The following is a 19,902-nucleotide window of genomic DNA, read 5'->3' as shown; positions in this document are numbered from 1 at the left end:
GTGGAAAACCCGCCAAGGTAGCCCTGATCGCCTGCCTACGCGTCTTGCTGATTCGGCTCAATGCCATGCTCAGGGACGGTACTCCTTGGCGATCTGAGCCCGCTTGAGAAGACAGTTGCTCCTACGGTTACGCCGGAGGCTGTCGGAGCGGCCCATGGCCGCGATAACGCGAACGCCCAACCCACCCCTGGAGCAAATGCCTCACCCCTTGCCCTTGGTCCGCGTCAGCCCCGGCTCGGCGTTCTTCTCTAGGTACTCGATGATGATCCCGGCCACGTCCTTGCCGGTGGTCTGCTCGATGCCTTCCAGGCCTGGCGAGGAATTCACCTCCATCACCAACGGCCCGTGATTGGATCTGAGGATGTCCACCCCCGCCACGCTTAAGCCCATGGCCTTGGCCGCGCGCAGGGCGGTCATGCGTTCCTCGGGGGTGATCTTGATCAGGCTGGCGGTGCCGCCCCGGTGCAGGTTCGAACGGAATTCCCCCGGCGCCGCCTGGCGCTTCATCGCCGCGATCACTTTGTCGCCGACCACGAAGCAGCGAATGTCCGCGCCGCCCGCCTCGCGGATGTACTCCTGCACCATGATGTTCTGCTTGAGGCCCATGAACGCCTCGATCACCGATTCGGCAGCCTTCTCGGTCTCGCACAGCACCACCCCGATGCCCTGGGTACCCTCCAGCACCTTGATGACCAGCGGCGCGCCGCCAACCATCTGGATAAGGTCCGGGACGTCGTCCGGCGAATGGGCGAAGCCCGTCACCGGCAGGCCGATGCCCTTGCGCGAGAGCAATTGCAGGGAGCGCAGCTTGTCCCGCGAACGGCTGATGGCCACGCTCTCGTTCAGCGGGAAGACGCCCTGCATCTCGAACTGGCGCAGTACCGCGCAGCCATAGAAGGTGACCGAGGCGCCGATGCGCGGGATGACCGCGTCGAAGCCTTCCAGGGGCTTGCCACGATAATGGATCTGCGGCTTGTGACTGGCGATGTTCATGTACGCGCGCAAGGTGTCGACCACCACCACCTCGTGGCCACGGCTGACGCCGGCTTCGACCAGGCGCCGGGTGGAATACAGATTGGGATTACGCGAGAGAACGGCGATTTTCATGGGGCACCGGAGGCCGGAGTGAGAGACAGCTGGGGTTTGTCTTGCGCATAGGAGACGGCCGGATTCACCAGCAGGCCACCCTCGATCAAGGCTTTCGAACCGAGCAGCATGCGATAACGCATGTTCTTGCGGCAGGCCAGGGTGAACTCCACCGGCCACTGCCGTTGGCCGAGCGCGAGGTGCGTGCGGATCACGTAACGGGTCTGGGCGATGCCGTTGGAACTGCGAATGGTCTTCTTGGCCACCAGTGGCGCCTCGCAGTGTCGATGGCGGGACTGGACCAGGGTGCCCAGGTGCACGGTGAACCTCACCCAGCGCTGCTTGCCGCGCATGAACGGCTGGACTTCCGTGGCGTGCAGCGCCGAGGTACTGGCACCGGTATCGATCTTCGCGCGCAGACCCACCACGCCCAGATCGGGCAAGGCCACCCATTCGCTCAGGCCGATAATGGCCAGTTCGGCAGAATTGCTCATCGACGCTCCTTGAAATCAGTGCCCTCCGCCTAAATGTTGCGGATCGACGAGCTGTTTGAAAGCGGGTTTGGCGAAAAGATAGCCTTGCATCAGGCTGATGCCGAGGTCTCTCAGGCAATCCCGCTCCGCGATCGTTTCCACGCCCTCGGCCACCACCTGGGTGCCCAGTTCCTCGCACATGCGGATCACATGGCCCACGATGGTACGGCGGACGCGGTCCCGGTCGATGTCGCGGATGAGTGCCATGTCGAGCTTGACCAGGTCCGGCTGGAACTCGGCCAGCAGCGTCAGCCCGGAGTGACCGGCGCCGAAGTCGTCGATGGCGGTCTTGAAGCCGAATTGCTGGTACTCGCGCAGGATGTTGGTCAGATGGTCGCTGGACACGTGCTCCGTCTCCACCGTCTCGAAGATCAGCCGCTCCAGCGGAAAGGCATGTTCACGGGCGGCGGCCAGGGTGCTGCGAATGCACAGCTCCGGGCGATAGACGGCATTGGGCAGGAAATTGATCGACAGATGTTCCTGCAGTCCCAGGGCGGCCGCGGTAGCGATGGCCTTGGTCCGGCAGAGTTGGTCGAAGCGGTACCTGTTGCTGTCGGTCACCTGGCTGAGCACCGACATCGCGCCTTCGCCGTTTGGCCCGCGCACCAGGGCCTCCCGGGCGAAGACTTGGGCCTTGCTCAGGTCCACGATCGGCTGGTAAGCGAAATCGAAGTCGAACCCAAGGGGTTCCGACTGCTGGCAGCCCGCACAGCGCGTCTGGCCGGTCAGATCGGAAGGAAAGAAGGTGGTCATGGCTCTCCAGAGGCGCGCTTGCAGCGGCGATCCGATGGTTTAGAGTGCTTGGAAGAGTCTAAGACTCGGTAGGGGACCTTTTATTCGATGTATGCAGTAGATCACACTGAAGAGCGGATGCGTCTTGATAAATGGCTCTGGGCGGCCCGTTTTTTCAAGACCCGCGCCTTGGCCAAGGCCGCCCTGGAAGGCGGCAAGGTCCAGTGCCGTGGCGAACGCTGCAAGCCCAGCAAGGAGCCCAGGGTCGGCGACGTCCTCACCATTCGCCAGGGCTATGACGACAAGACGGTCGTCATCCTCGCCCTGTCGCAGAATCGACGTGGTGCCCCCGAGGCCCAGCAGCTCTATGAAGAGACGCCGGAAAGCATCAAGGCGCGCGAGCAGGCCGCGGCGGCGCGCAAGGCCGGCAATCTCGGCGTACAAACCGACGGACGGCCTACCAAGAAACAGCGCCGGCAGATCCATCAGTTCCGCGACTACGTCCACCCGTTCAACGACTGAGTCCATCCGACTCGTCGGATTTTTCCAACGGCAAGGCCGCCATCATGTCCTTGTCGGCAGCCACGGACGACACCGTTCGGGCTCTCCTCCTTTATATAGGTAGTGCATGACTTCCCACGATTTCACCCAACGTTTCCTGTTCGACGAGACCGACGTCCGCGGCGAACTGGCCACCCTGGACCGCAGCTACGCCGAAGTGCTGGCCAAGCATCCCTATCCCGAGCCGGTCGCCCAGTTGCTCGGCGAGATGCTCGCTGCCGCGGCCCTGCTGTGCGGCACCCTCAAGTTCGACGGACTGCTGGTGCTCCAGGCCCGCTCCAGTGGTCCCATCCCGCTGTTGATGGTCGAATGCTCCAGTGACCGCGAGGTGCGTGGCATCGCGCGTTACGAGGGGGGTGAGATCAGTACCACGGCCTCCCTGGCCGAACTCATGCCGGATGGCGTCCTGGCGTTGACCATCGATCCCCGTAATGGCCAGCGCTACCAGGGCATCGTGCCGCTGGAGGGGATCAATCTCGCCGAGTGCCTGTCCGGTTACTTCGCCACCTCCGAACAGCTGCCTACCCGTTTCTGGCTCAATGCCGATGGCCGCCGTGCCCGTGGCCTGCTGCTGCAGCAACTGCCGCCGGCGCGGGTCAAGGACGCCCAGGCCCGGCAGGAGAGCTGGGAGCACGTCGTCACCCTGGCCGACACCCTCACAGCGGAAGAGCTGCTGGGGCTGGACAACGAAGTCATCCTGCACCGCCTGTTCCATGAAGAGACCGTGCGCCTGTTCGACGAACAGGGAGTGGCCTTCAACTGCAGTTGCTCCCGTGATCGCGCCGCCAATGCTCTGGTCAGCATGGGCCGTCCGGACGTGGAATCGCTGCTCGATGAACAGCAGGGGCGAATTCTGGTCGATTGTCAGTTTTGCAACGAGCAACAGGTCTTCGACGCCGCCGATATCGCGCAGATTTTTGCGGGTGGCGGCACGCAAACGCCCGGAAATACCCGCCACTAGCCGTTGCAATTGCCCGAAGGCTTTCTGGCATAATCCTGCAACGTGTAGTTCTGTCGCGTAAGAGCTACAAGCATGAGGAACGGCCCAGGGCCATGGGGAACGAAATGACGAAAGCCAACGTGTATACCGATATCAGCGTCGCGCAGCTTGTGGAAGAGTCTCTGCGCCGTGGCGAGGGAGAGCTGGCCGATAACGGCTCGCTGGTCGTCAGGACCGGACATCGCACGGGGCGTTCGCCGGTTGATCGCTTCATCGTCGAGGAAGCCTCCACGCGCGATGCCATCCACTGGGGGGCGATCAATCGGCCGTTCCCGGAAGATAAGTTCGCGCCACTGTGGGAGCGCGTCAGCGCCTACCTGGGCGAGCGCGATCAGTTCGTCTCCCATGTGCATGTAGGTGCCGACGTCGAGCACTACCTGCCGGTGATCATGCGTACCGAGACTGCCTGGCACAACCTTTTCGGTCGTTGCCTGTTCATCAATCCTGCCCAGTACGATCCTCAGTCCAAGCCAGCCTGGGAAATCATCAACGCACCCGGCTTCGTCTGCGAGCCCGAGCGCGATGGCACCAACTCCGACGGTACCGTCATCATCAACTTCGCTGCGCGCAAGGTGCTGATCGCCGGCATGCGCTACGCGGGCGAGATGAAGAAGGCCATGTTCTCCGTGCAGAACTTCCTGCTGCCGGAAAAAGACGTGCTGCCGATGCACTGCGCCGCCAACGTCGGCGAGGACGGTGACGTCACCCTGTTCTTCGGTCTGTCCGGTACCGGCAAGACCACCCTGTCCGCCGACCAGAGTCGCTATCTGATCGGTGACGACGAGCACGGCTGGGGCGTGGGCACCGTCTTCAATATGGAAGGTGGCTGCTACGCCAAGTGCATCGACCTGTCCGAGAAGAACGAGCCCGTCATCTGGAAGGCCATCCAGTTCGGAGCGGTGTTGGAAAACGTGGTGCTCGACGAGCAGACCCGTACGCCCAACTACGCCGACGACAGCCTGACCCAGAATAGCCGTGCGGCCTATCCCCGCGAGCTGATCGACAAGCGCGCCGAGCACAACCTGGGCGGTGAGCCCAATGCAGTCATCTTCCTGACCTGCGACCTCACCGGCGTGCTGCCTCCGGTTTCCATCCTGAATAACGAACAGGCGGCCTACCACTTCCTGTCCGGTTACACCGCCCTGGTCGGCTCGACCGAAATGGGCTCCGGCCCCGGCATCAAGTCGACCTTCTCCACTTGCTTCGGTGCGCCCTTCTTCCCGCGTCCCGCGGCAGAATACGCCGAGCTGCTGATCAAACGTATCCAGGGCTTCGGCTCCAAGGTGTACCTGGTCAACACCGGCTGGACCGGCGGCGGCTACGGCGTGGGCAAGCGCTTCAACATTCCCACCACCCGGGCGGTGATCGCAGCCATCCAGAGTGGCGCGCTCATCGATACCGAGACCCGCCACGTGCCGGTGATCAACCTCGACGTGCCGGTCGCGGTGCCAGGTGTCGATACTGTCCTGCTCAACCCGCGCGACACCTGGCAGGATGGCGCGGCCTACGATGCCGCGGCGCGCGAGCTGGCCGGCAAGTTCATCGAGAACTTCAAGAAGTTCTCTGGCATCTCCGACGCCATCCGTGCGGCAGGCCCCCAGCTGTAATAGGGACTGCTGTAGGCAACAAAAGGCCGCCGCTATGGCGGCCTTTGTTTTTTAAGCTTTTTTTGTATTTCGGGGTTGCATAGCCCCGCCGGGTTGCATAAACTGCGCCCGCTTTCGCCGATAACGCCAGTGCGCGAAGCGAAAGCACTGATTGTTAAGGAGATTTTGAAAAATCCCTTGACAAGGGGAGGGCAGATGAGCAAAATGCCGCCTCACTTTGGAGGGGTTCCCGAGTGGCCAAAGGGATCAGACTGTAAATCTGACGTCGCAGACTTCGAAGGTTCGAATCCTTCCCCCTCCACCAGATTGCTAGAGCGCTTAGGCTCTGCGGGTATAGTTCAGTGGTAGAACCTCAGCCTTCCAAGCTGATGATGCGGGTTCGATTCCCGCTACCCGCTCCAGTTTGACTGGCAAATGTTTCGCTCATGTAGCTCAGTTGGTAGAGCACACCCTTGGTAAGGGTGAGGTCAGCGGTTCAAATCCGCTCATGAGCTCCATCTTAAAAAGGCAGATATGAAAATATCTGCCTTTGTTTTAATGGCGGCATTGCTTTGCTCAATTCTTGAAGGGAGAGAGTGTCGATGGCTAAAGAAAAGTTCGAACGTAACAAACCGCACCTGAACGTGGGCACCATCGGTCACGTCGACCATGGCAAGACCACGCTGACCGCAGCGCTGACCAAGGTCTGTGCCGACACCTGGGGCGGTTCCGCTCGTGGTTTCGACCAGATCGACAACGCGCCGGAAGAAAAGGCTCGCGGTATCACCATCAACACCTCCCACGTTGAGTACGACTCGGCGATCCGTCACTACGCGCACGTCGACTGCCCCGGCCACGCCGACTACGTGAAGAACATGATCACCGGTGCGGCCCAGATGGACGGCGCGATCCTGGTTTGCTCGGCTGCTGACGGCCCCATGCCGCAGACCCGCGAGCACATCCTGCTGTCCCGTCAGGTAGGCGTTCCCTACATCGTCGTGTTCCTGAACAAGGCCGACATGGTCGACGACGCCGAGCTGCTGGAACTGGTCGAGATGGAAGTTCGCGATCTGCTGAACACCTACGACTTCCCTGGCGACGACACCCCGATCGTGATCGGCTCCGCGCTGATGGCCCTGAACGGCCAGGACGACAACGAGATGGGCGTTTCTGCCGTGCGCAAGCTGGTCGAGACCCTGGACTCCTACATCCCCGAGCCCGAGCGCGCCATCGACAAGCCGTTCCTGATGCCGATCGAAGACGTGTTCTCGATCTCCGGTCGTGGCACCGTGGTAACCGGTCGTGTCGAGCGTGGCATCGTCAAGGTCCAGGAAGAAGTCGAGATCGTGGGCATCAAGGCCACCGTCAAGACCACCTGCACCGGCGTTGAAATGTTCCGCAAGCTGCTGGACGAAGGCCGTGCTGGCGAGAACGTCGGCGTGCTGCTGCGTGGCACCAAGCGTGAAGACGTCGAGCGTGGCCAGGTTCTGGCCAAGCCGGGCACCATCAAGCCGCACACCAAGTTCGAGTGCGAAGTGTACGTGCTGTCCAAGGAAGAAGGCGGTCGTCATACCCCGTTCTTCAAGGGCTACCGTCCGCAGTTCTACTTCCGGACCACCGACGTGACCGGTAACTGCGAGCTGCCGGAAGGCGTCGAGATGGTGATGCCGGGCGACAACATCAAAATGGTTGTCACCCTGATCGCGCCGATCGCCATGGAAGACGGTCTGCGTTTCGCCATCCGCGAAGGCGGTCGTACCGTCGGCGCCGGCGTGGTTGCCAAGATCATCGAGTAATCGGTTGATCTTGGGCTGTCAGGTCGGCATAATGGCCGGCCTGATTCAAGTTACAGGCCAGTAGCTCAATTGGCAGAGCGGCGGTCTCCAAAACCGCAGGTTGGGGGTTCGATTCCCTCCTGGCCTGCCAGATTCCCATCTGGCACTCCTTACAGGATTCATGCAATGAGCATCAAGGCGGAAGCCAAAGAGACGCGCTTCGATGCGCTGAAGTGGCTGTTGGTTGTCGTTCTGGTAGTGGTTGGTGTGGTTGCCAATCATTATTTCGCTGCTCAGTCCATCCTGTATCGAGTGGTAGGTCTGTTGGTGCTGGCGGCTATCGCTGCCTTCATCGCGCTGCAGACCGCCAAGGGGCAGGCCTTCTTCGGTCTGCTGAAAGACGCCCGTACCGAGATTCGCAAGGTTGTCTGGCCTACCCGGCAAGAGACCACTCAGACCACGCTGATCGTGGTTGCGGTGGTGCTCGTGATGGCTTTGTTGTTGTGGGGGCTTGACTCCCTGCTCGGTTGGCTGGTTTCCACGATTGTTGGTTGAAAGGGTTCGCCGTGGCTAAGCGTTGGTACGTCGTGCATGCCTACTCGGGTTACGAGAAGCATGTCATGCGTTCGTTGATCGAGCGCGTCAAGCTGCACGAAATGGAAGACCAGTTCGGCGACATTCTCGTGCCCACCGAAGAAGTGGTGGAAATGCGCAATGGCCAGAAGCGCAAGAGCGAGCGTAAGTTTTTCCCGGGTTATGTTCTGGTGCAGATGGAAATGAACGAGGGGACTTGGCACCTGGTCAAGGACACTCCTCGGGTCATGGGCTTCATCGGTGGCACTGCCGACAAGCCGGCCCCCATCACCGATCGCGAAGCCGACGCCATCCTGCGCCGTGTTTCCGACAGCAGTGACAAGCCCAAGCCGAAGACCCTGTTCGAGGCGGGTGAGACGGTCCGTGTGGTAGACGGTCCTTTCGCCGACTTCAATGGCGTCGTCGAAGAAGTGAATTACGAAAAGAGCCGTATTCACGTGGCGGTACTGATCTTTGGTCGGTCCACCCCCGTGGAGCTCGAGTTCAGCCAGGTCGAAAAGGTCTAGGTTGTCCGCATCCCTCACCCCGTAGCCCAGGCTGCGGGGTTTTGTCGTCACTGGGATATAGCAAGTAATTGGGGAGCCCCGCGGGGCGCTGAACCCATCATTGGAGTAGCACATGGCTAAGAAGATTCAGGCTTACATCAAGCTGCAGGTTAAGGCCGCTCAAGCCAACCCGAGCCCGCCGGTCGGTCCGGCTCTGGGTCAGCATGGCGTCAACATCATGGAATTCTGCAAGGCGTTCAACGCCCGCACCCAAGGCATGGAGCCCGGTCTGCCCACCCCGGTGATCATCACCGTGTACAGCGACCGTAGCTTCACCTTCGAAATCAAGAGCACCCCGGCTTCCGTGCTGCTCAAGAAGGCTGCCGGCATCCAGAGCGGTTCCCCCCGTCCTAACAGCCAGAAGGTCGGTACCGTTACCCGCGCCCAGCTGGAAGAGATCGCCAAGGCCAAGAATGCCGATCTCACCGCCGCCGATATGGACGCTGCAGTGCGTACCATCGCCGGTTCCGCTCGTAGCATGGGTCTGAATGTGGAGGGCGTGTAATGGCCAAGCTCACTAAGCGTCAAAAGTCGATCGCCGAAAAAATCCAGGCCGGCAAGCAGTACGGCTTCGAAGAAGCTGCGGCCCTGCTGGCCGAGCTGTCCACCATCAAGTTCAAGGAGTCCATCGACGTCTCCGTGAACCTGGGTGTGGATCCGCGTAAATCCGACCAGGTCGTCCGTGGCGCCACCGTGCTGCCCAACGGTACTGGCAAGTCGGTTCGCGTTGCCGTGTTCACCCAGGGTGCCAACGCCGAAGCCGCGCTGGCCGCCGGTGCCGAGAAAGTCGGCATGGACGAGCTGGCTGCCGAGATGAAAGCAGGCGACCTGAACTACGACGTGGTCATCGCTTCGCCGGACGCCATGCGCGTTGTCGGTCAGCTGGGCCAGATCCTCGGTCCGCGCGGCCTGATGCCGAACCCGAAGGTCGGCACCGTGACCCCCGACGTGGCCACTGCCGTCAAGAACGCCAAGGCCGGTCAGGTGCGTTTCCGTACCGACAAGAACGGCATCATCCACGCTTCCGTTGGCAAGATTGATTTCGAGCCCGTGAAGCTGAAGCAGAACGTTGAAGCTCTGCTGGCCGATCTGAAGCGCCTGAAGCCCTCGACCTCCAAGGGCATCTACGTCAAGCGCATCACCCTGAGCTCCACCATGGGCCCGGGTCTGCAGATCGACCAGGCTTCCCTGGAAGCCTAAGCAAGTTACAAGTCGCCGTGTCCTAGGGCACGGCGCCAAGATTGGGGTCCCTGCCTGGCGGGGGCTGTCCAAGACCGTAGGGGACGCAGGTCTTAAACCGGGGAAACCCTAGCCTACGCAGATGGTGCTCCCGATTCGGTTACCGAGTCAGACACCAAAACGCCGCCCAGTCCATCGGGCGAAACGGTAACATCCAGGAGTTGAACCCGTGGCAATCAAACTCGAAGACAAGAAGGCTATCGTCGCTGAAGTCAACGAGGCTGCCCAAGGTGCCCTGTCCGCTGTCGTGGCCGATGCCCGTGGCGTGACTGTGGGTGCCATGACCGGACTCCGTAAAGAGGCCCGCGCGGCTGGTGTCTATGTACGTGTCGTACGTAACACCCTGCTGCGTCGTGCCGTTGAAGGTACGTCTTTCGACGTCCTCAACGACACCTTCAAGGGCCCGACCCTGATCGCGTTCTCCCAGGAGCATCCGGGCGCTGCCGCCCGTATCTTCAAGGATTTCGCCAAGGGTCAGGACAAGTTCGAGATCAAGGCCGCCGCGTTCGAAGGCAAGCTCATCCCGGCTAACCAGATCGACGTACTGGCATCGCTGCCGACCTACGACGAAGCTGTGTCCCAGCTGATGAGCGTCATCCAGGGCGCTACCAGCAAGCTGGCTCGTACCCTCGCCGCCATTCGCGACCAAAAGGAAGCTGCTGCCGCCTAATGCTGCGTGCTGCGTTTCCTGCAAGTCTTTCTTATTATTTGCGGCCTGAAACCGCACCCTGTTATAGGAATCTAGAGTCATGGCTCTGACCAACGAAGACATCATCAACGCCGTATCCGAAATGTCCGTCATGCAAGTGGTGGAACTGATCAAGGCGATGGAAGAGAAGTTCGGCGTGACCGCCGCTGCTGCCGTTGCCGCTGGCCCGGCTGCTGCCGCTGCCGTCGTCGAAGAGCAGACCGAGTTCACCATCATGCTGACCGAAGCCGGTGAGAAGAAAGTGAACGTCATCAAGGTCGTTCGTGAACTGACCGGTCTGGGCCTGAAAGAAGCCAAGGCTGTCGTTGACGGCGCCCCGGGCGTGGTCAAGGAAGGCGTTTCCAAAGAGGAAGCCGAAGCTGCCAAGAAGTCTCTGGAAGAAGCAGGCGCCAAGGTCGAGCTCAAGTAAGTTCGGTTCTTGCGTCTACAGCCGGAACGTCTCACGTTCGGCTGATGGCTGGTGGCGAACGCCACCGGCCTTTTGCCGTTTTGTACAGGGCGAGCAGATCCGCCTGACAGAACGTGCTGTATCCACCTCGCTTTCGGGGTGCGGCAAACCAAGGGTTTGCACGATTTTCCGGCTGCTCCCGTCGGAGAGGCCAAACAAGCTGGTGACCAAGCTGGGGAACGCTGATGGCTTACTCATACACTGAGAAAAAACGTATCCGCAAGGACTTTAGCAAGTTGCCGCACGTCATGGACGTGCCCTATTTGCTGGCTATCCAACTGGATTCGTACCGCGAATTCCTGCAGGCGGGCGCAGGCAAAGACCAGTTCCGCGATATCGGCCTGCATGCGGCCTTCAAGTCCGTTTTCCCGATTATCAGCTATTCCGGCAATGCGGCCCTGGAATACGTCGGCTATCGCCTGGGCGAGCCGGCTTTCGATGTGAAGGAATGCGTCCTGCGCGGCGTGACCTTCGCCGTCCCGCTGCGGGTCAAGGTTCGCCTGATCATTTTCGACCGCGAGTCGTCGAACAAGGCGATCAAGGACATCAAGGAGCAGGAAGTCTACATGGGGGAAATCCCCCTGATGACCGAAAACGGTACCTTCATCATCAACGGTACCGAGCGCGTCATCGTGTCCCAGCTGCACCGCAGCCCGGGCGTGTTCTTCGATCACGACCGCGGCAAGACCCACAGCTCGGGCAAGCTGCTGTACTCGGCACGCATCATTCCCTACCGTGGCTCCTGGTTGGACTTCGAGTTCGATCCCAAGGACGCCGTGTTCGTTCGTATCGACCGTCGCCGCAAGCTGCCGGCCTCGGTACTACTGCGCGCGCTCGGCTACAGCACCGAAGAAGTGCTGGATGCCTTCTATGACACCAACGTCTTCCACATTAAGGGCGAGACCCTGAATCTGGAGCTGGTGCCCCAGCGCCTGCGTGGTGACATCGCCAGCTTCGACATCAAGGACGAAACCGGCAAGGTGATCGTGGAGCAGGGCCGTCGCGTGACCGCTCGCCACATCAACCAGCTGGAGAAGTCCGGCATCACCGAGCTGGAAGTGCCCTTCGATTACGTCATTGGCCGTACCACTGCCAAGGCCATCGTGCACCCGTCCACCGGCGAGATCATCGCCGAGTGCAACACCGAGCTGACCCTGGACATGCTGGCCAAGATGGCCAAGGCCAATGTCGTGCGGCTCGAGACGCTGTACACCAACGACATCGACTGCGGTCCCTTCATCTCCGATACCCTGAAGATCGACTCCACCGGCAACCAGCTGGAAGCCCTGGTCGAGATCTACCGGATGATGCGTCCTGGCGAGCCGCCGACCAAGGAAGCTGCCGAAACCCTGTTCAACAACCTGTTCTTCAGCGCCGAGCGTTACGACCTGTCCGCCGTTGGTCGCATGAAGTTCAACCGTCGTATCGGTCGCGACGCCATCGAAGGCTCGGGCGTGCTGAGCCGCGAAGACATCGTCGATGTGCTCAAGACCCTGGTCGACATCCGTAACGGCAAGGGCATCGTCGACGACATCGACCACTTGGGTAACCGTCGTGTCCGTTGCGTCGGTGAAATGGCCGAGAACCAGTTCCGCGTGGGTCTGGTGCGGGTAGAGCGTGCCGTCAAGGAACGCCTGTCCATGGCCGAAAGCGAGGGCCTGATGCCGCAGGATCTGATCAACGCCAAGCCGGTGGCTGCCGCGATCAAGGAATTCTTCGGTTCCAGCCAACTGTCCCAGTTCATGGACCAGAACAACCCGCTGTCGGAGATCACCCACAAGCGCCGCGTCTCCGCACTCGGCCCGGGCGGTCTGACCCGTGAGCGTGCCGGCTTCGAAGTCCGTGACGTACACCCGACGCACTACGGCCGGGTCTGCCCGATCGAAACGCCGGAAGGTCCGAACATCGGCCTGATCAACTCCCTGGCTGCCTATGCCCGCACCAACCAGTACGGCTTCCTCGAGAGCCCGTATCGCATGGTCAAGGACGGCGTGGCCACCGACGAGATCGTCTTCCTGTCCGCCATCGAAGAAGCCAACCATGTGATCGCTCAGGCCTCCGCCGGCCTGGACGAGAACAACCGGCTGATCGACGAGCTGGTGGCCGTGCGTCACCTGAACGAATTCACCGTGAAGGCGCCCGAAGACGTCACCCTGATGGACGTTTCGCCCAAGCAGGTCGTCTCCGTCGCTGCCTCGCTGATTCCGTTCCTCGAGCACGACGATGCCAACCGTGCGCTGATGGGTTCCAACATGCAGCGTCAGGCCGTGCCGACCCTGCGTTCGGACAAGCCGCTGGTGGGGACCGGCATGGAGCGCAACGTCGCCCGTGACTCCGGCGTCTGTGTCGTGGCCCGTCGTGGTGGCGTGATCGACTCCGTCGATGCCAGCCGTATCGTGGTGCGCGTCAACGATGACGAAGTCGAGACCGGTGAAGCCGGCGTCGACATCTACAACCTGACCAAGTACACCCGTTCCAACCAGAACACCTGCATCAACCAGCGTCCGCTGGTGAGCAAGGGTGATCAGGTGGCCAAGTTCGACATCCTGGCCGATGGCCCCTCGACCGACATGGGCGAGCTGGCACTGGGTCAGAACATGCGCGTGGCTTTCATGCCCTGGAACGGCTTCAACTTCGAAGACTCCATCTGTCTGTCGGAGCGCGTGGTCCAGGAAGATCGCTTCACCACCATCCACATCCAGGAACTGACCTGTGTGGCTCGTGACACCAAGCTCGGCCCGGAGGAAATCACCTCCGACATCCCGAACGTGGGTGAGGCTGCGCTGAACAAGCTGGACGAGGCCGGTATCGTCTATGTCGGTGCCGAAGTCGGTGCCGGTGACATCCTGGTCGGCAAGGTCACGCCCAAGGGCGAAACCCAGCTGACCCCGGAAGAGAAGCTGCTGCGCGCTATCTTCGGCGAGAAGGCCAGCGACGTGAAGGACACTTCCCTGCGCGTGCCCACCGGCACCAAGGGTACCGTCATCGACGTCCAGGTCTTCACCCGTGACGGCGTCGAGCGCGACTCCCGCGCTCTGGCCATCGAGAAGTCCCAGCTCGACGAGATCCGCAAGGATCTGAACGAAGAGTTCCGCATCGTCGAAGGCGCGACCTTCGAGCGTCTGCGTCAGGCCCTGGTCGGTCAGGTCGCCGAAGGCGGCCCGGCGGTCAAGAAGGGTGCCGTCATCACCGACGAGTACCTGAACGGCCTCGAGCGTGGTCAGTGGTTCAAGCTGCGCATGGCGGAAGATGCTCACAACGAGCAGCTGGAAAAGGCCCAGGCCTACCTGTCCGACCGTCGCCAGCTGCTGGACGACAAGTTCGAAGACAAGAAGCGCAAGCTGCAGCAGGGCGATGACCTGGCGCCGGGCGTACTGAAGATCGTCAAGGTCTACCTCGCCATCAAGCGCCGCATCCAGCCGGGCGACAAGATGGCCGGTCGTCACGGTAACAAGGGTGTGGTCTCGGTGATCATGCCGGTCGAAGACATGCCCTACGACGCCAACGGCACGCCGGTGGACATCGTGCTGAACCCGCTGGGCGTACCTTCGCGGATGAACGTCGGTCAGATCCTCGAAACCCACCTGGGCCTCGCGGCCAAGAGCCTGGGCGAGAAGATCAACGTGATGATCGAGGAGCAGCGCAAGGTTGCCGAACTGCGCAGCTTCCTGCACGAGATCTACAACGAGATCGGTGGCCGTCAGGAGAAGCTCGACGACCTGAGCGATAAGGAAGTCCTCGACCTGGCGAAGAACCTGCGTGGCGGTGTTCCCATGGCCACCCCGGTGTTCGACGGTGCCAAGGAGAGCGAGATCAAGGCTATGCTGAAGCTGGCCGATCTGCCGGAGAGCGGCCAGATGCGTCTGTACGACGGCCGCACCGGCAATGCCTTCGAGCGCACCACCACCGTCGGCTACATGTACATGCTCAAGCTGAACCACCTGGTGGACGACAAGATGCACGCCCGTTCCACCGGTTCCTACAGCCTGGTCACCCAGCAGCCGCTGGGTGGTAAGGCGCAGTTCGGTGGTCAGCGTTTCGGGGAGATGGAGGTCTGGGCACTGGAGGCCTATGGCGCGGCTTACACCCTGCAGGAAATGCTGACGGTGAAGTCGGACGATGTGAACGGCCGGACCAAGATGTACAAGAACATCGTGGACGGGGATCACCGCATGGAGGCCGGCATGCCCGAGTCCTTCAACGTACTGATCAAGGAAATCCGCTCGCTCGGCATCGATATCGAACTGGAAACCGAATAACACGAGACCCTAGGGGAGGCGACCGCGCGGCGGTCGCCTCCGGTCCGTGAGGAGGAAAGGCCTTGAAAGACTTGCTCAATCTGTTGAAAAACCAGGGTCAACTCGAGGAGTTCGATGCCATCCGTATCGGTCTGGCCTCGCCCGAGATGATTCGTTCCTGGTCGTTCGGTGAAGTGAAGAAGCCGGAGACCATCAACTACCGTACCTTCAAGCCCGAGCGCGATGGTCTGTTCTGCGCCAAGATCTTTGGCCCGGTCAAGGACTACGAGTGCCTGTGCGGAAAGTACAAGCGCCTCAAGCACCGCGGCGTGATCTGCGAGAAGTGCGGCGTGGAAGTCGCCCTGGCCAAGGTGCGCCGCGAGCGCATGGGTCACATCGAGCTGGCTTCGCCCGTCGCCCACATCTGGTTCCTGAAGTCGCTGCCGTCGCGTATCGGCCTGCTGCTGGACATGACCCTGCGTGACATCGAGCGCGTGCTCTATTTCGAGAGCTACGTGGTGATCGATCCGGGCATGACCACCCTCGAGAAGTACCAGCTGCTCAACGACGAGCAGTACTTCGAGGCACTGGAAGAATTCGGTGACGACTTCGACGCCCGCATGGGTGCGGAAGCCGTATTCCAGCTGCTCGGCGCCATCGATCTGGAGCACGAGATCGGTCGCCTGCGCGAAGAGATTCCGCAGACCAACTCCGAGACCAAGATCAAGAAGCTGTCCAAGCGCCTGAAGCTGATGGAAGCCTTCCAGGGCTCCGGCAACAAGCCGGAGTGGATGGTCATGACCGTGCTACCCGTGCTGCCGCCGGACCTGCGTCCGCTGGTACCGCTGGATGGCGGCCGCTTCGCGACCTCCGACCTGAACGATCTCTATCGTCGCGTCATCAACCGGAACAACCGCCTCAAGCGGCTGCTCGACCTCGCCGCGCCCGACATCATCGTGCGCAACGAGAAGCGCATGCTGCAGGAAGCCGTTGACGCCCTGCTGGACAACGGCCGTCGCGGCCGTGCCATCACCGGTTCCAACAAGCGCCCGCTGAAGTCCCTGGCCGACATGATCAAGGGCAAGCAGGGTCGTTTCCGGCAGAACCTGCTGGGCAAGCGCGTCGACTACTCCGGTCGTTCCGTGATCACCGTGGGCCCGACCCTGCGTCTGCACCAGTGCGGTCTGCCCAAGAAGATGGCCCTGGAGCTGTTCAAGCCGTTCATCTTCGGCAAGCTGGAAGCCCGCGGCATGGCGACCACCATCAAGGCCGCCAAGAAGATGGTCGAGCGCGAACTGCCCGAGGTCTGGGACGTTCTGGCCGAAGTTATCCGCGAGCACCCCGTGCTGCTCAACCGTGCCCCGACCCTGCACCGTCTGGGCATCCAGGCGTTCGAGCCGGTCCTCATCGAAGGCAAGGCCATCCAGCTGCACCCGCTGGTCTGCGCCGCGTATAACGCCGACTTCGACGGTGACCAGATGGCCGTGCACGTGCCGCTGACGCTGGAAGCCCAGCTGGAAGCGCGCGCCCTGATGATGTCGACCAACAACATCCTGTCGCCCGCCAACGGCGAGCCGATCATCGTGCCGTCGCAGGACGTGGTCCTGGGTCTGTACTACATGACCCGTGAAGCCATCAACGCCAAGGGCGAAGGCCGCGTATTCGCCGACCTGCAGGAAGTCGATCGCGTCTTCCGTGCCGGCGAAGCCGCGCTGCATGCCAAGGTCAAGGTGCGCATCAACGAGACCATCCGTCACAAGGACGGCAGCCTGACCAAGAACACCCGCATCGTCGACACCACCGTCGGCCGCGCGCTGCTGTTCCAGGTCGTGCCTGCCGGCCTGCCGTACGACGTGGTCAACCAGTCGATGAAGAAGAAGGCCATCTCCAAGCTGATCAACCATTGCTACCGCGTGGTGGGTCTGAAGGACACCGTCATCTTCGCCGACCAGCTGATGTACACCGGTTTCGCCTATTCGACCCTGTCGGGCGTCTCCATCGGCGTCAACGACTTCGTCATCCCGGACGAGAAGGCGCGCATCATCGATGCCGCCACCGCCGAGGTGAAGGAGATCGAGAGCCAGTACGCCTCCGGCCTGGTAACCCAGGGCGAGAAGTACAACAAGGTGATCGACCTTTGGTCGAAGGCCAACGACGAAGTGTCCAAGGCGATGATGACCAACCTCTCGAAAGAGAAGGTCATCGACCGTCATGGCAAGGAAGTCGATCAGGAGTCCTTCAACTCCATGTACATGATGGCCGATTCCGGCGCCCGGGGTTCCGCGGCCCAGATTCGTCAGCTCGCTGGCATGCGTGGCCTGATGGCCAAGCCAGACGGCTCCATCATCGAGACGCCCATTACCGCCAACTTCCGTGAAGGCCTGAACGTACTCCAGTACTTCATCTCCACCCACGGTGCCCGTAAGGGTCTGGCGGATACCGCCCTGAAGACCGCGAACTCCGGTTACCTGACCCGTCGTCTGGTCGACGTGGCCCAGGACCTGGTGGTGACCGAGGTCGACTGCGGTACCGAGCGCGGCCTGATCATGACCCCGCACATCGAAGGCGGCGACGTGGTCGAGCCCCTGGGTGAGCGCGTCCTCGGTCGAGTCATCGCCCGTGACGTGCCCAAGCCGGGTACCGAAGAGATCATCGTGCCGGCCGGCACCCTGGTCGACGAGCGCTGGGTCGAGTTCCTCGAACTCAACAGCGTCGACGAAGTCGTGGTGCGTTCGCCGATCACCTGCGAAACCCGTCATGGCATCTGCGCCAAGTGCTACGGTCGCGATCTGGCCCGTGGTCACCAGGTCAACATTGGTGAAGCGGTCGGCGTCATCGCCGCCCAGTCCATCGGTGAGCCGGGTACCCAGCTGACCATGCGTACCTTCCACATCGGTGGTGCGGCCAGCCGGACCTCCGCGGCCGACAGCGTCCAGGTCAAGAACGGCGGTGCCATCCGCCTGCACAACCTGAAGCACGTCGAACGTGCCGACGGCGCCCTGGTAGCCGTGTCCCGTTCCGGTGAGCTGGCCATCGCCGACGACTTCGGTCGTGAGCGCGAGCGCTACAAGCTGCCCTACGGTGCGGTGATTTCGGTCAAGGAAGGCGACAAGGTCGACGCGGGCGCCATCGTCGCCAAGTGGGACCCGCACACCCACCCCATCGTCACCGAGATGGACGGTACCGTGGCCTTCGTCGGCATGGAGGAGGGCATCACCATCAAGCGCCAGACCGACGAACTGACCGGTCTGACCAACATCGAGGTGCTCGACGCCAAGGATCGCCCGACCTCCGGCAAGGACATACGTCCGGCCGTGAAGCTGATCGACGCCAACGGCAAGGACCTGCTGCTGCCGGGTACCGACGTACCGGCCCAGTACTTCCTGCCGCCGAACGCGCTGGTCAACCTGAGCGACGGGGCCAAGGTGCATGTGGGTGACGTGATCGCCCGTATCCCCCAGGAAACCTCCAAGACCCGCGACATCACCGGTGGTCTGCCCCGCGTGGCCGACCTCTTCGAAGCGCGTCGTCCCAAGGAGCCGGCCATCCTGGCGGAGATCAGCGGTACCATCTCCTTCGGCAAGGAAACCAAGGGCAAGCGTCGCCTGGTCATTACTCCGACCGACGGCACCGATCCCTACGAGGAGCTGATTCCGAAGTGGCGCCACCTGAACGTCTTCGAAGGCGAACAGGTCAGCCGCGGCGAAGTCATCTCCGATGGTCCGAGCAACCCGCACGACATCCTGCGCCTGCTGGGTGTCAGCGCGCTGGCCAAGTACATCGTCAACGAGATCCAGGACGTGTACCGCCTGCAGGGCGTGAAGATCAACGACAAGCACATCGAGACCATCCTGCGGCAGATGCTGCGCAAGGTCGAGGTGAGCGACACCGGTGACTCGAGCTTCATCAAGGGTGACCAGGTCGAACTGACCCATGTCCTGGAAGAGAACGAGCAACTGGTCGGCAATGATCGCTTCGTCGCCAAGTACGAGCGCGTGCTGCTGGGTATCACCAAGGCCTCGCTGTCCACCGAGTCCTTCATCTCGGCCGCTTCCTTCCAGGAGACCACCCGTGTCCTGACCGAAGCCGCCGTGACCGGCAAGCGCGACTTCCTGCGCGGCCTGAAGGAAAACGTGGTGGTGGGTCGTCTGATCCCGGCCGGTACCGGTCTGGCCTACCACAGCGAGCGTAAGCGTCAGCGCGAACTCGGCAAGCCGCAGCGCGTCAGCGCGAGCGAGGCCGAAGCCGCCCTGACCGAAGCTCTGAACTCCAGCGCCAGCTGAGTTCGGTAGCCTGCGTCGCTTGACCAAGCCCCCGGCGCCCCTGGCGTCCGGGGGCTTTGTCTTGACTGGAGCTAGTAAGCTCTTTAGACTTTCGTTCCCCGAAAATGGGCAGGACTAACGTCCTGTCATTTCGTTTATGTCGCAAGACAATCAGTGGAGCTATAGATGGCAACTATCAACCAGCTGGTGCGTAGTGCACGCAAGCGTCTCGTCGAGAAATCCGACGTGCCTGCGCTGCAAAACTGCCCGCAACGTCGTGGCGTGTGCACTCGCGTGTACACCACCACTCCCAAGAAGCCCAACTCCGCACTGCGGAAGGTCTGCCGTGTGCGTCTGACCAATGGCTTCGAAGTCACCTCCTACATCGGTGGTGAAGGTCACAACCTGCAGGAACACAGCGTCGTGCTGATCCGCGGTGGCCGGGTCAAGGATCTGCCGGGTGTGCGTTACCACACCGTGCGCGGCTCGCTGGACACCACCGGTGTGAAGGACCGCAAGCAGGGCCGTTCCAAGTACGGCACCAAGCGTCCGAAGTAACCACCACTTTCTTTTTGTTCGAGTCGATAAGAGTAA

16 protein-coding genes, 4 tRNA genes and 1 pseudogene are annotated in these 19,902 nt (G+C 61.7%); 18 read left to right on the top strand and 3 right to left on the bottom strand.

Annotation, left to right across the window (positions count from 1 at the left end):
• Window positions 1-107: pseudogene (locus tag AR540_RS26145) on the top strand (IS110 family transposase); the annotation flags it as partial.
• A 94-nt stretch (window positions 108-201) separates the two neighbouring features.
• Here AR540_RS26145 and rimK read toward each other — a convergent pair.
• The 3 genes from rimK to rimA are packed head-to-tail and all read right to left on the bottom strand — an operon-like array spanning window position 202 to window position 2,372.
• Window positions 202-1,107: a 30S ribosomal protein S6--L-glutamate ligase gene (gene rimK / locus AR540_RS22325; RefSeq protein WP_059232167.1), complete on the bottom strand. Its 906-nt coding sequence runs from the start codon at window positions 1,105-1,107 to the stop codon at window positions 202-204.
• Window positions 1,104-1,580 carry a retropepsin-like aspartic endopeptidase RimB gene (rimB, locus tag AR540_RS22320; RefSeq protein ID WP_059232166.1) on the bottom strand — a complete coding sequence of 159 codons (477 nt, stop codon included), beginning with the start codon at window positions 1,578-1,580 and terminating at the stop codon, window positions 1,104-1,106. The genes rimK and rimB overlap by 4 nt, the downstream gene beginning before the upstream one ends.
• 15 nt (window positions 1,581-1,595) lie before the next feature.
• Complete coding sequence (gene rimA, locus AR540_RS22315; protein WP_059232165.1) at window positions 1,596-2,372, bottom strand: S6 modification regulatory phosphodiesterase RimA; 777 nt, start codon at window positions 2,370-2,372, stop codon at window positions 1,596-1,598.
• An 87-nt stretch (window positions 2,373-2,459) separates the two neighbouring features.
• Here rimA and AR540_RS22310 point away from each other — a divergent pair, with 87 nt between their 5' ends.
• From AR540_RS22310 to rpsL, 17 genes are all read left to right on the top strand, one after another.
• Window positions 2,460-2,873, top strand: a complete 414-nt coding sequence (locus tag AR540_RS22310) for an RNA-binding S4 domain-containing protein (RefSeq protein ID WP_177339273.1) — start codon at window positions 2,460-2,462, stop codon at window positions 2,871-2,873.
• Window positions 2,874-2,979: 106 nt separating this feature from the next.
• Window positions 2,980-3,873 (top strand): Hsp33 family molecular chaperone HslO, encoded by an 894-nt coding sequence (gene hslO, locus AR540_RS22305; RefSeq protein WP_059232163.1) that lies wholly within the window; start codon window positions 2,980-2,982, stop codon window positions 3,871-3,873.
• A 104-nt stretch (window positions 3,874-3,977) separates the two neighbouring features.
• Window positions 3,978-5,519, top strand: coding sequence for a phosphoenolpyruvate carboxykinase (locus AR540_RS22300; RefSeq protein ID WP_059232162.1), 1,542 nt, complete (start codon window positions 3,978-3,980; stop codon window positions 5,517-5,519).
• A 219-nt stretch (window positions 5,520-5,738) separates the two neighbouring features.
• Window positions 5,739-5,823, top strand: a tRNA-Tyr gene (locus tag AR540_RS22295).
• 23 nt (window positions 5,824-5,846) lie between these two features.
• A tRNA-Gly gene (locus tag AR540_RS22290) sits at window positions 5,847-5,920 on the top strand.
• Window positions 5,921-5,940: 20 nt separating this feature from the next.
• Window positions 5,941-6,016 (top strand) — tRNA-Thr (locus AR540_RS22285).
• A gap of 84 nt (window positions 6,017-6,100) precedes the next feature.
• Window positions 6,101-7,294 carry an elongation factor Tu gene (gene tuf / locus AR540_RS22280; protein WP_058766819.1) on the top strand — a complete coding sequence of 398 codons (1,194 nt, stop codon included), beginning with the start codon at window positions 6,101-6,103 and terminating at the stop codon, window positions 7,292-7,294.
• Between the two features lie 54 nt (window positions 7,295-7,348).
• Window positions 7,349-7,424, top strand: a tRNA-Trp gene (locus AR540_RS22275).
• A gap of 35 nt (window positions 7,425-7,459) precedes the next feature.
• The gene (secE, locus tag AR540_RS22270) at window positions 7,460-7,828 is read left to right on the top strand and encodes a preprotein translocase subunit SecE (RefSeq protein ID WP_059232161.1); all 369 of its coding nucleotides are present in this window, start codon (window positions 7,460-7,462) and stop codon (window positions 7,826-7,828) included.
• An 11-nt stretch (window positions 7,829-7,839) separates the two neighbouring features.
• Window positions 7,840-8,373: a transcription termination/antitermination protein NusG gene (gene nusG, locus AR540_RS22265; protein WP_007163096.1), complete on the top strand. Its 534-nt coding sequence runs from the start codon at window positions 7,840-7,842 to the stop codon at window positions 8,371-8,373.
• 112 nt (window positions 8,374-8,485) lie between these two features.
• The gene (rplK, locus tag AR540_RS22260; protein WP_059232160.1) at window positions 8,486-8,917 is read left to right on the top strand and encodes a 50S ribosomal protein L11; all 432 of its coding nucleotides are present in this window, start codon (window positions 8,486-8,488) and stop codon (window positions 8,915-8,917) included.
• Window positions 8,917-9,612, top strand: a complete 696-nt coding sequence (gene rplA, locus AR540_RS22255) for a 50S ribosomal protein L1 (RefSeq protein WP_059232159.1) — start codon at window positions 8,917-8,919, stop codon at window positions 9,610-9,612. The genes rplK and rplA overlap by 1 nt, the downstream gene beginning before the upstream one ends.
• Before the next feature lie 208 nt (window positions 9,613-9,820).
• The gene (gene rplJ / locus AR540_RS22250; RefSeq protein WP_007163093.1) at window positions 9,821-10,321 is read left to right on the top strand and encodes a 50S ribosomal protein L10; all 501 of its coding nucleotides are present in this window, start codon (window positions 9,821-9,823) and stop codon (window positions 10,319-10,321) included.
• A gap of 79 nt (window positions 10,322-10,400) precedes the next feature.
• A complete protein-coding gene (gene rplL, locus AR540_RS22245) occupies window positions 10,401-10,769 on the top strand; it encodes a 50S ribosomal protein L7/L12 (protein WP_059232158.1) in 369 nt (122 codons plus the stop codon).
• 224 nt (window positions 10,770-10,993) lie between these two features.
• Window positions 10,994-15,067: a DNA-directed RNA polymerase subunit beta gene (gene rpoB / locus AR540_RS22240; protein WP_059232157.1), complete on the top strand. Its 4,074-nt coding sequence runs from the start codon at window positions 10,994-10,996 to the stop codon at window positions 15,065-15,067.
• A gap of 62 nt (window positions 15,068-15,129) precedes the next feature.
• Window positions 15,130-19,329 carry a DNA-directed RNA polymerase subunit beta' gene (gene rpoC / locus AR540_RS22235; RefSeq protein WP_059232156.1) on the top strand — a complete coding sequence of 1,400 codons (4,200 nt, stop codon included), beginning with the start codon at window positions 15,130-15,132 and terminating at the stop codon, window positions 19,327-19,329.
• Between the two features lie 165 nt (window positions 19,330-19,494).
• Window positions 19,495-19,866 carry a 30S ribosomal protein S12 gene (gene rpsL, locus AR540_RS22230; RefSeq protein WP_058765563.1) on the top strand — a complete coding sequence of 124 codons (372 nt, stop codon included), beginning with the start codon at window positions 19,495-19,497 and terminating at the stop codon, window positions 19,864-19,866.
• Window positions 19,867-19,902: the final 36 nt, after the last annotated feature.

The organism is Pseudomonas sp. EpS/L25 (assembly GCF_001512295.1).
Classification (GTDB): Bacteria; Pseudomonadota; Gammaproteobacteria; order Pseudomonadales; family Pseudomonadaceae; genus Chryseomonas.
The sequence above is the reverse complement of the archived record's forward strand: the minus strand, read 5'-3'. Positions and strand labels throughout refer to the sequence as shown.